This is a genomic window from Serratia sp. L9 (genome assembly GCF_050632285.1).
GTDB lineage: Bacteria > Pseudomonadota > Gammaproteobacteria > Enterobacterales > Enterobacteriaceae > Chania.
In genome coordinates, this window is sequence record NZ_CP192591.1 from 5235019 (window position 1) to 5248374 (window position 13356).

Sequence of the window (13356 nt, forward strand, 5' to 3'; positions counted from 1 at the left end):
GAAATAAAACAACGGGATGAAAATAGAACGTAACCCTTTTCGCGACTATACGGCCGAATCAGCCCTGTTTGTACGCCGTGCCCTGGTGGCGTTTTTCTTTATTCTGGTGCTGACAGGCATCCTGATTGCCAATCTGTATAATCTGCAGATCGTTCGTTTTGAGGATTACCGTACTCGTTCCAACGAAAACCGCATCAAGCTGGTGCCCATCGCCCCCAGCCGCGGCATTATTTACGATCGTAACGGCACGCCGCTGGCGCTTAACCGCACTATTTACCAGTTGGAACTGATGCCGGAAAAGGTGGACGATCTTAAAGCCACGCTGCAAGCGCTACGCACAGTGGTCGATCTCACCGACGACGATATCACCAACTTTGAAAAAGAGCGCAAGCGCTCACGCCGCTTTGTCTCGATCCCGGTTAAAACTGCACTGACCGAAGTGCAGGTGGCCCGCTTTGCGGTCAACCAATTCCGCTTCCCGGGTGTCGAAGTAAAAGGCTATCAACGCCGCTACTATCCTTATGGTTCTGCCCTCACCCACGTTATCGGCTATGTGTCGAAAATTAACGATCGTGATGTCGAGCGCCTGGATAAAGACGGCCAGTTGGCCAACTATGCTGCCACCCACGATATCGGCAAGCTGGGGATCGAACGCTTCTACGAAGATACCCTGCATGGCAAAACCGGCTATGAAGAGGTTGAGGTCAACAACCGTGGCCGGGTGATCCGCCAGTTACATGAACAACCGCCCTCCGCTGGCAAAGATGTCTATCTGACCCTTGATCTCAACCTGCAACGCTACATCGAACAGTTGCTGGTAGGCAGCCGTGCGGCGGTAGTGGTCAGCGATCCGCGTACCGGTGGCATACTGGCGATGGTTTCCAACCCCAGCTATGACCCGAACCTGTTTGTTGACGGCATCTCCAGTAAGGATTATCAGGGCCTGCTCAACGATCCAAACCGCCCGTTGATCAACCGAGCCACTCAAGGGGTGTACCCACCGGCCTCAACGGTGAAACCCTACATTGCGGTTTCTGCCCTCAGCGCCGGGGTGATCACCAAAAACACCGTGGTGTTTGACCCGGGTTGGTGGCAACTGCCGGGTTCAGAGAAACGCTTCCGTGACTGGAAAAAATGGGGGCATGGCCGCCTGAATGTCACCAAAGCGCTGGAAGAGTCAGCAGATACCTATTTCTATCAGGTAGCTTACGATATGGGTATTGATCGCCTATCGGCCTGGTTGAGCAAATTTGGCTACGGTGACTACACGGGCGTCGATCTTTCCGAAGAATACGCGGGCCTGATGCCAACGCGTGACTGGAAATTCAAACGCTACAAGAAACCCTGGTATCAGGGGGACACCATTCCGGTAGGCATCGGGCAGGGTTACTGGACTGCTACGCCAATCCAGATGTCCAAGGCATTGAATACCCTGATCAACGACGGGAATGTCAAAACCCCGCATCTGTTGCAAAGCACCAGAGTTAACGGCGCACTTGAGCCTTATAAGCAGCAAGAAATCAAACAGATCGGTGATATTCATTCTGGTTTCTGGGAGATTGCCAAAGACGGTATGTATGGCGTTGCCAATCGGCCCAACGGCACGGCCCGCAAGTTTTTTGAAAAAACGCCGTATAAAGCTGCAGCAAAATCGGGTACTGCACAGGTATTTGGTTATGAAACCTATAACGCCCACAAGCTCGCAGAGCATCTGCGTGACCATAAATTGATGACCGCCTTTGCACCGTTTGACAACCCGACGGTTTCGGTTGCCATCATTCTGGAGAACGGCGGTTCAGGCCCGGCGGTGGGTACCATCACCCGTCAGATCCTCGACCACATCCTGTTGGGCGACAACAATACGCAATTACCGGATGCAGTGCCGCTGCCTCCAGGTATAGAAGGTGATTAAGGTAGAACATGACTGAAAGCCAACAAAAGGGCTCAATCTGGACCAAGATCCATATCGACCCCACATTCCTGTTATTCATTCTGGCCTTGCTGGTCTACAGCGCCTTCGTGATGTGGAGCGCCAGCGGCCAGGATATCGGCATGATGGAACGCAAGATCGGCCAGATCCTGATGGGGCTGATCGTCATGGGGGTGATGGCACAAATCCCACCACGGGTTTATGAAAGCTGGGCGCCTTATCTCTATATTTTCTGCGTGATCCTGTTGATTTTGGTGGACGCCTTCGGCCAGATCAGTAAAGGGGCGCAGCGCTGGCTGGATCTGGGTTTCGTGCGTTTCCAACCTTCGGAAATCGCCAAAATTGCCGTGCCATTGATGGTCGCACGTTTTATGAACCGCGACGTATGCCCTCCTTCGCTGAAAAACACCGGCATCGCACTGGTGCTGATCTTCCTGCCAACCCTGCTGGTTGCCGCACAGCCCGATCTCGGTACCTCGATTCTCATTGCCGCTTCCGGCCTGTTTGTCCTGTTCCTGTCAGGAATGAGTTGGAAACTGATCGCCGTGGCCGCCGTGTTGCTGGCCGCATTTATTCCAGTGTTGTGGTTCTTCCTGATGCACGGCTACCAGCGTGACCGCGTTATGATGCTGCTGGATCCGGAAAGCGATCCGCTTGGCGCTGGCTATCATATTATTCAGTCAAAAATCGCTATCGGCTCTGGTGGTCTGTCCGGTAAAGGCTGGTTGCACGGCACCCAGTCTCAGTTGGAATTTCTGCCGGAGCGCCATACCGACTTCATCTTCGCGGTATTGGCAGAGGAACTGGGCCTGATCGGCGTGCTGGTATTGCTGGTGCTTTATCTGCTGGTGATTATCCGTGGGCTGATGATCGCCGCGCGGGCACAGACGACCTTTGGCCGTGTCATGGTCGGTGGGCTGATGCTGATCCTGTTCGTCTATGTATTTGTTAACATTGGTATGGTCAGTGGTATTTTACCCGTAGTTGGCGTACCTTTGCCTTTGGTCAGTTACGGGGGATCGGCGCTGATCGTGCTCATGGCAGGGTTCGGCATCGTGATGTCGATTCACACGCACCGGAAAATGCTGTCTAAAAATCTATAAGAGGTGAGTAATGCGTAAGGAATGGCTTTGGGTCGGTGCGGTTGCTGTTACGGTATTACTTTCAGCCTGCACCACCACGACAGAAGACACACAGGCTCCGCCACAACAACCCTATAACGGTCCAGTGACCGAAATCGGCGGCGTTGAGCCTCACTATGAACCCTATAACCCTGGCACCCTACAGGATTATAAGGTTAATGGCGATACCTATCGCATCGTGAAAGATCCGCAGAACTTCTCGCAAACCGGCCTGGCCGCCTGGTATGGCGAAGAGGCGAACGGCAATACCACCGCCATCGGTGAACGCTTCGATCCCAATGGGCTGACTGCTGCACACCCTACTTTACCGATCCCAAGCTATGTACGCGTCACCAACCTGGCCAATGGCCGTCAACTGGTGGTACGGGTGAACGATCGCGGTCCCTACACCCCGGGGCGCATTATCGATCTGTCGAAAGCCGCCGCCGACCGCCTCAATCTGTCCAATAATACCAAGGTAAAAGTTGATTTTATCAACGTCGCCCCAGATGGCACATTGAGCGGCCCTGGCACCGTCGGTACCGTTGTCGCCAAACAGAGCTATGCACTGCCCACCAGGCCAGACCTGGGTTCAAGCAGCATGGGCACGCCTATGCAACAAGAAACCCCACTCGCCCCGGGGGCGGCTATCCGCCCGATTGATAACAGCAGCCTGAATACCGAAAACAGTAGTAATACCCCTACCAGCAGCACGCGCCGCGGTGGGTTTCTAGGCGCGCCAAGCGCCTTGCCTGCTGGCGTGCTGGAAGGTTCCGAACCACAGCCGGTGGTCAGCACCGCAGCCATTGTCGCCCCGGTAGCTGCCAGCGCAAGCGGCCACTTTGTGGTGCAGGTCGGCGCATTAAGCAGTGCCGAACGAGCGCGGAGCTGGCAACAGCAGTTAAGCCAGCAGTTTGGCGTTCCAGGGAATGTCTCTGCCAATGGCAATATCTACCGGGTGCAACTGGGCCCGTTCAGCGACCGCCAACAGGCAGCGCAGTTGCAGCAGCGTTTAGCCAGTGAAGCACAACAGCAATCCTTTATTACTGCAGCACCTTAATGTGATGCCCGGCGGGCAATTACAACGGCAATTGAGTTGTTTGCCCTTATGATTTCAAGTTGCAGCGTTGTCACCTGCAGCCTGAAATTCATAAGGTTCTGAAATATTTTCTTTCAGGTAAATATGTGTAAACCCCCATCAGTCGGATGAATGGCTAATGCCTGCCGGAGCCCCATCTGCTATAGTGTGGCACGTTTTTTAACTAACTTTTACGGATGTTGTAGTCCCGATCATGAAACATGTAACCTCTTTCCGCTTAATCAAAAGCCTCACGCTCAGCACCGCCATCGCGATTAGCGCGGCGTCAGTTGCCCATGCAGACGACGTTAATATCAAAACCATGATCCCAGGCGTTCCGCAGATTGATGCGGAAGCTTACATCCTGATTGATTACAACTCCGGTAAAGTACTGGCGGAATCAAACGCCGACGCGCGCCGTGACCCTGCCAGCCTGACCAAAATGATGACCAGCTACGTCATCGGCCAGGCATTGAAATCTGGCAAGATTGGCCAGGAAGATCTGGTCACCGTAGGGCAGGACGCCTGGGCAACCGGCAACCCGGTGTTCAAAGGCTCTTCGCTGATGTTCCTGAAACCAGGCGATCGTGTGCCAGTTTCCAAACTGACCCGTGGCATCAACCTGCAATCCGGTAACGATGCCTGTGTAGCAATGGCAGATTATGTTGCGGGTAGCCAGGACGCGTTCGTTAACCTGATGAACACCTACGTCAAGCAGCTTGGTCTGCAAAACACCCACTTCCAGACCGTTCACGGCCTGGATGCAGAAGGCCAGTTCAGCTCGGCGCGCGATATGGCGCTGATCGGCCAGGCGCTGATCCGCGATGTGCCGGACGAATACGCTATCTACAAAGAAAAAGAGTTCACCTTTAACAATATCCGCCAGTTGAACCGTAACGGTTTGCTGTGGGACACCAGCCTGAACGTTGACGGCATTAAAACCGGCCATACGGATGCAGCAGGCTATAATCTGGTCGCTTCAGCAACCGAAGGCCAGATGCGTTTGATCTCCGCCGTACTGGGTGGCCGCACCTATAAAGGCCGCGAAACCGAGAGCAAAAAACTGCTGACCTGGGGCTTCCGCTTCTTCGAAACAGTCGCACCGCTGAAGGCAGGTAAAGAGTTCGCTTCAGAACCGGTATGGTTCGGTGATGCCGATCGCGTAGAGTTGGGCGTAGATAAAGATGCCTTCTTGACCATCCCGCGTGGCCGGATGAAAGATCTGAAAGCCAGCTATGTGCTTAATACGCCAGAAATTCATGCCCCACTGGCCAAAAACCAGGTGGTTGGCAGCATCAATTTCCAACTGGATGGCAAAACCATCGATCAGCGCCCGCTGGTCGTGTTGAACGAAGTGAAAGAAGGCGGCTTCTTCAGTCGCATCGTGGATTACATCCGCCTGATGTTCCACCACTGGTTCGGTTAACCCTTGAAACGGGTAATTTCAGCCCCATATAACAATTAACACTAACTCCCGCCTCGGCGGGAGTTATAATTTTTAGATTAGCGACACCTGGAGCGCCTTCACATGCAAAAAACTAAACTGAACGAACTGCTCGAATTCCCTTGCAGCTTTACCTACAAGGTAATGGGCTTGGCACAACCAGAGTTGGTGGACCAGGTGGTTGAAGTGGTGCAGCGCCATGCTCCCGGGGATTACAACCCACAGATTAAACCGAGCAGTAAAGGTAATTACCACTCCGTTTCCATCACTATCACCGCCACCCATATCGACCAGGTGGAAACGTTATATGAAGAGTTGGGTAACATTGAGATTGTTCGCATGGTGTTGTAATTTCAGCACAAAGCCCTGCCTTGCAACCCGGTTCAGGCCTCTGTCTGCCCGGGTTGTGCGTTTTTAGCCAGGGATAAATGCTGGTCGCGGACCGGAGCGCCCGGTATAATGTTTTTACCACTTCTGTAACCTGACGATGCCCCGTTTGCAACACAATAAGATCATTCTGCGCCAGTTGGGTTTGCAGCCCTATGAGCCGGTATCCCAAGCCATGCACCGCTTCACTGATAACCGCAGCGAGTCCACGCTCGATGAGTTGTGGCTGGTAGAGCATCAACCGGTATTTACCCAAGGCCAGGCCGGTAAAGCTGAGCATGTGCTGATGCCCGGTGATATTCCAGTGGTCCAGAGCGATCGCGGTGGTCAGGTGACCTATCACGGCCCAGGCCAGCAGGTGCTGTACGTGATGGTGGATCTGAAACGTAACAAAGTGGGTGTGCGCCAGCTCGTCACCGCGTTGGAAGAGACCGTTATCAATACCCTCGCCCACTTCAAGATTGATTCGCGCGCCCGCCCGGATGCGCCCGGCGTTTACGTGGGCGAACAGAAAATTTGTTCACTGGGTTTGCGGATCCGCAAGGGCAGTTCATTTCATGGGTTGGCCCTGAACGTTGCCATGGATCTCACGCCATTCCATCGCATCAACCCCTGTGGTTATGCCGGAATGCAGATGACACAAGTCAGCGCGCTAGTGCCGGGCGTCGGGATCGCCGATGTGCATCCCGTCCTGGTACAGGAATTTGTTCATTTACTCGGCTACCAAACGGTCGAGCTTCGTAACTGGAACCTGCACGATTATGAGTAAACCAATTCAGATGGAACGCGGCGTCAAATACCGCGATGCAGACAAAATGGCGTTGATCCCGGTAAAAACGGTGGTCACCGAACGGCAGGAGCTGTTACGTAAACCTGAGTGGATGAAGATCAAACTCCCTGCCGACTCTACGCGCATCCAGGGCATCAAGGCCGCAATGCGCAAAAATGGCCTGCATTCGGTGTGCGAAGAGGCTTCTTGCCCGAATCTGTCTGAGTGCTTTAATCACGGCACAGCCACTTTTATGATCCTGGGTGCAATCTGTACTCGCCGCTGCCCATTCTGCGACGTAGCACATGGTCGCCCGGTAGCGCCGGATGCCAACGAACCGGAAAAGCTGGCGCAGACCATTGCCGATATGGCGTTGCGTTATGTGGTTATTACCTCGGTTGACCGCGACGATCTGCGTGACGGCGGTGCTCAACACTTTGCCGACTGTATTGCAGCCATCCGAGCCAAAAGCCCGGCAATCAAGATTGAAACCCTGGTACCAGATTTCCGTGGCCGTATGGATCGTGCACTTGAAATCCTCACCGCGACGCCACCAGACGTGTTTAACCACAATCTGGAGAACGTGCCACGTATTTATCGCCAGGTGCGGCCTGGTGCCAATTACGAATGGTCACTGAAGTTGCTGGAACGGTTTAAGGAACACCATCCGGAGATCCCAACCAAATCGGGCCTGATGGTTGGCCTGGGCGAAACCAATGCAGAGATTATTGACGTGATGCGCGATCTGCGCCGTCATGGCGTCACCATGCTCACGCTGGGGCAATATCTGCAGCCAAGCCGTCACCATCTGCCAGTGCAGCGTTATGTCAGCCCGGCGGAATTTGATGAGATGAAAGAAGAAGCGATGGCGATGGGCTTTACCCATGCCGCCTGTGGCCCGTTTGTGCGCTCTTCCTACCATGCAGATTTGCAGGCAAAAGGCATGGAAGTGAAATAAACGCGGTAATTTTTTGTTACGCTTGCGCGTACAAAGACGCAAAAACGGATGCCCTTGTCGCATCCGTTTTTTATTGTTCAATGGAAAGCGCAGTTAAACGTCTTTCTTCTCTACGCTCTGCTGTGCAGATTGATTTTCGGCCTGGTTCTGTGCCGGAGGGGTATTGTCATCACCCACCGCTTTTTTAAAACCTTTCAGCGCCGCCCCAAGATCCGCCCCCAGAGTACGCAGTTTACTGGTGCCGAACAACAATACGATCAACACCGCAATTACCAGAAGTTTGGTAATACTGATACCTTCCATATTCACCTTCTTTAATTTATCTATTGCTGCAGAACGCAGCCAAATAACAAAATTTGCCTAAGGTTATATAGCTACTTTCCAGCGGCTAAAACAACAACAACATGTAACAGAGTGAGATCTGTCAGAGATGTTCTATGCTTAGGTTATAACGTGTTTTTCATACCCTCTTACTTCCTACAAGCACACGATCGGTGCAATTAATTACAGGGAGACGTTGGATGCCACTCGCTCCATCGACCATTAATACCCGGCGTTCAGGCCTCAGCTTCACCAGAAGAACCTACCTGCCGCGCATCGTTGGCCTGGGGATCGGTTTTTGTTGTGTACTCGCCGCTATTTACCCTTTGCATCCCCCGCTGGCGTATGGGTTTTGCTTTTTTTCATGGCTTTATCTGGCCACATATCGCCTATCAATGGGCCATCCGCTCTGAAAATCCCTTCCAGGCAGAGACCCGTAATCTATTGTTCGATGCGCTGATGGGCGGCATGTGGGTAGCGATAATGGGGTTTAACGCCCTGCCCGCCGTGGTGATCCTTTCCATGATGGGAATGAACAACATCGCCTCCGGTGGGCATACCCTATTTTTCAAAGGATTGGCCGCCCAGATTATCGGGGCGCTGGTAACCAGTGCCTTTCTGGGCTTCCCCTTCCACCCACAAACGTCTCAACTACAGGTTTACCTCTGTTTACCCATGATTTTTTTCTATCCGGTATTTCTTGGTTATGTCACCTATCGCACCGCCAGGCGCCTGGCCGAGAAGAAACAGGAGCTATTGCGTATCAGTATGCGTGATGGCCTGACGGGCCTTTATAATCGTCGCCATTGGGAACACTTGCTGCATAATGAATTTGACAGTTGTCGGCGTTATGGCCGTTCCGCAACCTTGATCCTGATGGATATTGACCGTTTCAAAACTATCAACGATACCTTTGGTCATGCGTTAGGGGATGAGGCCCTGATTGTCTTGGCCGAGGAACTGCTTTTAGGGCTGCGCGCGGTAGATATTGTCGGCCGCTATGGCGGCGATGAGTTTGGGGCAGTGCTGCCGAATACTAACGCAGAGCAGGCCAGCCTGGCGCTAAAACGCATTCAGGATCGCCTGAACGAAGTATTCTTTCGCGAAGCCCCAGAATTGAAGTTGCATATCAGCGCCGGGATTGCCGATTACCAACCCGAGATGCGCGGTTATCAGGAATGGCTGAAGGCTGCCGACAGTGCGCTGTATATGGCAAAAAAATGGCCGCAATCGGCTGGAGCGGGCCGCCCAACAACACTAACTTAATAAGTTGTTAAATTCTTATATCCTCCTCCGTTATGCCAAGACTACAAAAGAGCAGTCACAAGGTGTAAAATCCCCCGGCGCGATAAAAACAAGCGTGCCGACAAATGGAGATGGCATTCCTCCATAACCGCCCTCACAGGCTGATGATGTCTACGTAACCTCTCAGAGAGGAGCGTAGCGTTATGCCTGAACCTTTCTGAGCTTCTTCCATTTTTATGAAAGGGTTTTACAACCATGTTGAGTTCTCTGCTGGCAGTATTTATTGGCGGTGGTTTAGGTAGCGTGTTGCGTTGGGCGGTAAGCCTCAGGATGAATCCATTGCATCAGCATATTCCCTTAGGCACGCTGACGGTGAATCTGGTGGGGGGTTTATCATCGGCCTGGCGCTGGCGCTGTTTAGCCGTATGACGAATATTGATAACACCTGGAAATTGCTGATCACCACCGGCTTTTGTGGCGGGCTGACCACGTTCTCCACTTTTTCCCTCGAAGTCGTTTATCTGTTACAGGATGGGCGTTTTATCTGGGCAATCGCCAATATGCTGCTTAATCTGGCCGGTTCATTGGCAATGACGCTGCTGGCCTTTGTGCTGGTCAGGCAGTTCTTCGGGCAATAATATCGTTGGGGCTTAATGTTTTCTTAATCTTGCATCGGGATAATCGCCATTCAGTATTCTGAATTGAGTGAGGAACCCGATGTTTAGCCTGCCAAAAACCACAACCGAATGGGCCATTACATTATTGTGCTTGCTGATCGTCGCCGCCTTTATCAAGGTTTATCTGTTCCCTTAACTCCTCCAGCTACCTGCGAAAAAAAGCAATAAAAAACCCGCTCATGGAGCGGGTTTTAAGAATTTCGGCTACTGTAGCTTAGATGGCGATAACGTTAGCAGCAGATGGCCCTTTGGCACCGTTCGTGATTTCAAATTCTACACGCTGGCCTTCAGCAAGAGTTTTGAAACCATTGCTAGCGATGGCAGAGAAGTGAACGAAAACGTCCTTGCTACCATCTTCCGGAGTAATGAAGCCGAAACCTTTGGATTCATTAAACCACTTAACGCTACCTTTAATCTTAGACATCAAACTTACCTTTAACGTGAATGTAAGACACAGAATGTGTGTCCAATACAGTACAGCAATTAGACGGGATTTTGTCCACCACCGAGATCACAGAAAATCGATAAAAAGTGAAAAAGTCCGCAATCCCGAGTATAAATTGATTTCTACCATCATCATGAGTGACCAAAGCAGACCGATCCGCTGAAAACCCTGTTGACTATGGCCGAACGCGCCGTCAGACCTTTACCACCGGCCAGCCCCCAGGACCTCCCCGCAACCCTGTCACTGAGGGGCATTCCGCGCTATTATTAGCACTGTTACGAACGACTTTATGAGAATGACAATGAACGGCAAGATAACGACTTTTTTGAAGACAAAGGCTTCGGCTTTATCACCGACGAGAACGGGGAAAATCGTTATTTTCACGTGATTAAAGTGCAAAACCCAGAGTTGATTAAGAAAAATGCTCTGGTGACCTTTGAGCCAACCAACAATACCAAAGGGCCTTCGGCTTATGCGGTAAAAGTGCAAGCACCCAGCAAGTACATCATCATTGCCAATGAGAGAATCAAGCTCTCCAGCATCAAGTCTTTCCATACCTTCACCAAAGAAGTCCCGGTAAAAGCTGATGTGGATAAAGAGAACACCGTCCTTTCCGTTGGCCTGCTGATGAACCGTATCAGGCCGCAGGTAGCCGAAGAACCGCAGGCGATGGAAACGCTGAAAATGTTATCGATCACGACCTTCCAGGGCGTGACTCACACGTTCTCGGAGCATGAAATCAATATCGACGAAACCTTGCAGGCTCTGAAGGCGTTATAACCGCGAAAACATTCGAAGCTATTTAATACTACCTGTGTTAGCGTGAGTTTTCACCTGACACAGGTACCCCGCATGTCTGAATCCAGCAGCGTTAAAGGTTTCAATAACCGCACCACTCAAATTGCCTGCCCAAAGTGTGCCTATGTTACGGAACAGCAATGTTCAAAACTGCGTAAACATATCACACTGATCTGCCCTAACTGTGGCACACAATTTTCGCCCAAACAGGGCTGAAGCACTATTTGAAAATGACATGAGTGAGGCTGTTACCGCTGACTACGTTAAACGACTCGACTCGATTGCGCCCTTGGGATTTGGCCCGATAAAGCGCTATATCCGCCATATTCATTAACTGTTCCAGCGATTTCACTTCGTTCATCGCCAGGCTCGCGACACCCATACTAATGGTGATCCGCAGTGGGTCTTTACCCGTAGGATTCAGATCGGCATTTTCTACCCGTCGACGCAAATATTCCCCCATTGCCAGCGCCTGTGCGCCCAATGCTCGTGGCATCATGATGGCAAACTCTTCTCCGCCCAGGCGACCAAATAATTGATCTTGGCGCAGTTCGCGCCGCAGAATATGCGAAAACGCCGACAGGACGTGATCGCCGATAACATGACCATGGGTGTCATTGATCAGCTTGAAGTGATCGATGTCGATCAACAGCAGTGATACCGCTTCCTTCGACTGGTGTTTATATTCCAGCATTTCCCTGGCCTTGCGTGTAAACGCACTGCGAGCCATCGCCCCGGTAAGAAAATCATGATTAGCACTGTGTTCCAGCCGGCGCAGCAATTTACGGTTTACAGCAATCGAACTGGACAAGATCAGCGGCCCCATCACCAGCATGGCAATACCCAGCCGGGCCGACATCAACGAATCCATAAACGCACCCCGCGAACTAAGGGGTTCATACATCATCAGGTTGGCAGAGATACTGACAATCTCCGTCACACCGGTTATCAGCGCCAGCAAAGTGACGGTAAACAGATGGTAACGCACGGCGCACCATAGCAACGCGGGAATGGGGAAAGCTATCGCTCCTGGCCCACCGATATACACGCTAAACACCAACGAGAACAACAGCGCCAACAAAGGCAGGCAGGCACGCCACGGCCAGTAAAATTGGAGGCGCAATAATTGTTTGAGACGAGGGGCCGCCAGGAGCACCGGCAAGATCAGCAGGTTGGTAGAAAATTGCTCACTGAACCACGAGATCCAGGCATTGATCACCGTATTATTGAACAGGCTGTCATTACGCAATACCGACAGCGTGGCCGACACCGCAGCGCCGAGTAAACAGGCGGTGAACATATACAAAATTGCCTGAGGTTTCCCCATCCGCCGCTGGGACTGGGGCAGCAATAGCATCACCGCATAACCGGTCGCGATCAGCGCCATATTGCAGGCATTGAGCCATAGCGCCAACGGCCACCCTTCACCGGTGGTCAAATCGGCGGCAATCATCCCAAGGTAGATCGCCGCCCATCCCACTGGCGTTGCATAGCCCGGTTTGCGCAACATCAAACCAAGCAAGATGGCGTTTACCGGCCAGAACATAGAAAGCGATCCCAACGGGCGGGTAAAAATACCAAACAAAGAAAGCAAAAATGCCAATAGAAATGTATTGACCAGCAAGATGGTTGCGGGCAAGCGCTGTTTAGGATGTATTCCTACATTCATAGCCTTACCCGCGAAAAAATGATAACCCTAAAAACTATATGCATACTTTTCTTCCCGGCAAAGTGAGAATAAAACAAAAAAATCTCATCTAAAATAACTAAATAAATCAATCAAGAAACCGTACAGCTCCATATTAAACGGAATCAGCTCAATTCACTTTCAGGGAATTTAAAGCTTTCACTCGCAAAAACTCTTCCTTTACTACAACTGATTGATAAAAGCATAGCTTAAATGTTACAAACCAGAAAAATAACAAACACAGAGAAATTAAAAGGATATTTTTAGTGGTTGAGACTTTTCTTAGCCGCGTCACCATTTTCCTGCAACCGTTGCAGAAGAGCAACGAAAAAAGCCCGCAAAATTTTGCAGGCTGGCCGTAAGTAAGCAGCTAATTGACAGTTACAGCACAAGCTTAAAGCTTGCGCTGGTTCACATTGTAGCGCGCCAGGCTTAAGCTAACCTTAGGTGTAAAAAGCCCGGCCGGGAACCGGGCATAATGGCCGAATTGCAGTGT

12 protein-coding genes, 2 pseudogenes and 1 riboswitch are annotated in these 13356 nt (G+C 51.6%); of the genes and pseudogenes, 11 read left to right on the forward strand and 3 right to left on the reverse strand.

Annotation, left to right across the window (positions count from 1 at the left end; genetic code table 11):
• Positions 1-16: 16 nt before the first annotated feature.
• The 7 genes from mrdA to lipA all read left to right on the forward strand — a co-directional run bounded on the left by mrdA (position 17) and on the right by lipA (position 7687).
• Positions 17-1912, forward strand: coding sequence for a peptidoglycan DD-transpeptidase MrdA (mrdA, locus tag ACQ86O_RS24915; RefSeq protein WP_431223298.1), 1896 nt, complete (start codon positions 17-19; stop codon positions 1910-1912).
• 8 nt (positions 1913-1920) lie between these two features.
• On the forward strand, positions 1921-3033 hold the full coding sequence (mrdB, locus tag ACQ86O_RS24920) for a peptidoglycan glycosyltransferase MrdB (RefSeq protein ID WP_431223299.1): 1113 nt from the start codon (positions 1921-1923) through the stop codon (positions 3031-3033).
• 10 nt (positions 3034-3043) lie between these two features.
• Positions 3044-4111, forward strand: coding sequence for an endolytic peptidoglycan transglycosylase RlpA (gene rlpA / locus ACQ86O_RS24925; protein ID WP_431223300.1), 1068 nt, complete (start codon positions 3044-3046; stop codon positions 4109-4111).
• A 232-nt stretch (positions 4112-4343) separates the two neighbouring features.
• Positions 4344-5555 (forward strand): D-alanyl-D-alanine carboxypeptidase DacA, encoded by a 1212-nt coding sequence (gene dacA, locus ACQ86O_RS24930; RefSeq protein WP_431223301.1) that lies wholly within the window; start codon positions 4344-4346, stop codon positions 5553-5555.
• 102 nt (positions 5556-5657) lie between these two features.
• Positions 5658-5924 (forward strand): DUF493 family protein YbeD, encoded by a 267-nt coding sequence (ybeD, locus tag ACQ86O_RS24935; protein ID WP_431223302.1) that lies wholly within the window; start codon positions 5658-5660, stop codon positions 5922-5924.
• 136 nt (positions 5925-6060) lie between these two features.
• Positions 6061-6729, forward strand: a complete 669-nt coding sequence (gene lipB / locus ACQ86O_RS24940) for a lipoyl(octanoyl) transferase LipB (protein ID WP_431223303.1) — start codon at positions 6061-6063, stop codon at positions 6727-6729.
• Positions 6722-7687, forward strand: a complete 966-nt coding sequence (lipA, locus tag ACQ86O_RS24945; RefSeq protein WP_431223304.1) for a lipoyl synthase — start codon at positions 6722-6724, stop codon at positions 7685-7687. The genes lipB and lipA overlap by 8 nt, the downstream gene beginning before the upstream one ends.
• Positions 7688-7780: 93 nt before the next feature.
• Here the strand turns inward: lipA and tatA are convergent, their stop codons facing one another.
• Positions 7781-7990, reverse strand: a complete 210-nt coding sequence (tatA, locus tag ACQ86O_RS24950; protein ID WP_431223305.1) for a Sec-independent protein translocase subunit TatA — start codon at positions 7988-7990, stop codon at positions 7781-7783.
• A 321-nt stretch (positions 7991-8311) separates the two neighbouring features.
• Here tatA and ACQ86O_RS24955 point away from each other — a divergent pair, with 321 nt between their 5' ends.
• Together ACQ86O_RS24955 and crcB are read left to right on the forward strand one after the other, a co-directional pair.
• On the forward strand, positions 8312-9274 hold the full coding sequence (locus tag ACQ86O_RS24955; RefSeq protein ID WP_431223306.1) for a diguanylate cyclase: 963 nt from the start codon (positions 8312-8314) through the stop codon (positions 9272-9274).
• Positions 9275-9371: 97 nt separating this feature from the next.
• Positions 9372-9434, forward strand: a riboswitch (Fluoride riboswitch).
• A 74-nt stretch (positions 9435-9508) separates the two neighbouring features.
• Positions 9509-9891, forward strand: a pseudogene (gene crcB, locus ACQ86O_RS24960) (fluoride efflux transporter CrcB).
• Positions 9892-10144: 253 nt separating this feature from the next.
• On the opposite strand, the gene cspE reads toward crcB, so the two are convergent.
• Entirely contained in the window at positions 10145-10354 is a 210-nt protein-coding gene (gene cspE / locus ACQ86O_RS24965; protein WP_002210315.1) for a transcription antiterminator/RNA stability regulator CspE, read from the reverse strand.
• 322 nt (positions 10355-10676) lie between these two features.
• Here cspE and ACQ86O_RS24970 point away from each other — a divergent pair.
• A pseudogene (locus ACQ86O_RS24970) lies at positions 10677-11155 on the forward strand (cold-shock protein).
• A 72-nt stretch (positions 11156-11227) separates the two neighbouring features.
• On the forward strand, positions 11228-11389 hold the full coding sequence (locus tag ACQ86O_RS24975) for a YnfU family zinc-binding protein (RefSeq protein WP_431223307.1): 162 nt from the start codon (positions 11228-11230) through the stop codon (positions 11387-11389).
• 4 nt (positions 11390-11393) lie between these two features.
• Here the strand turns inward: ACQ86O_RS24975 and ACQ86O_RS24980 are convergent, their stop codons facing one another.
• Positions 11394-12842 carry a diguanylate cyclase gene (locus tag ACQ86O_RS24980; RefSeq protein WP_431223308.1) on the reverse strand — a complete coding sequence of 483 codons (1449 nt, stop codon included), beginning with the start codon at positions 12840-12842 and terminating at the stop codon, positions 11394-11396.
• Positions 12843-13356: the final 514 nt, after the last annotated feature.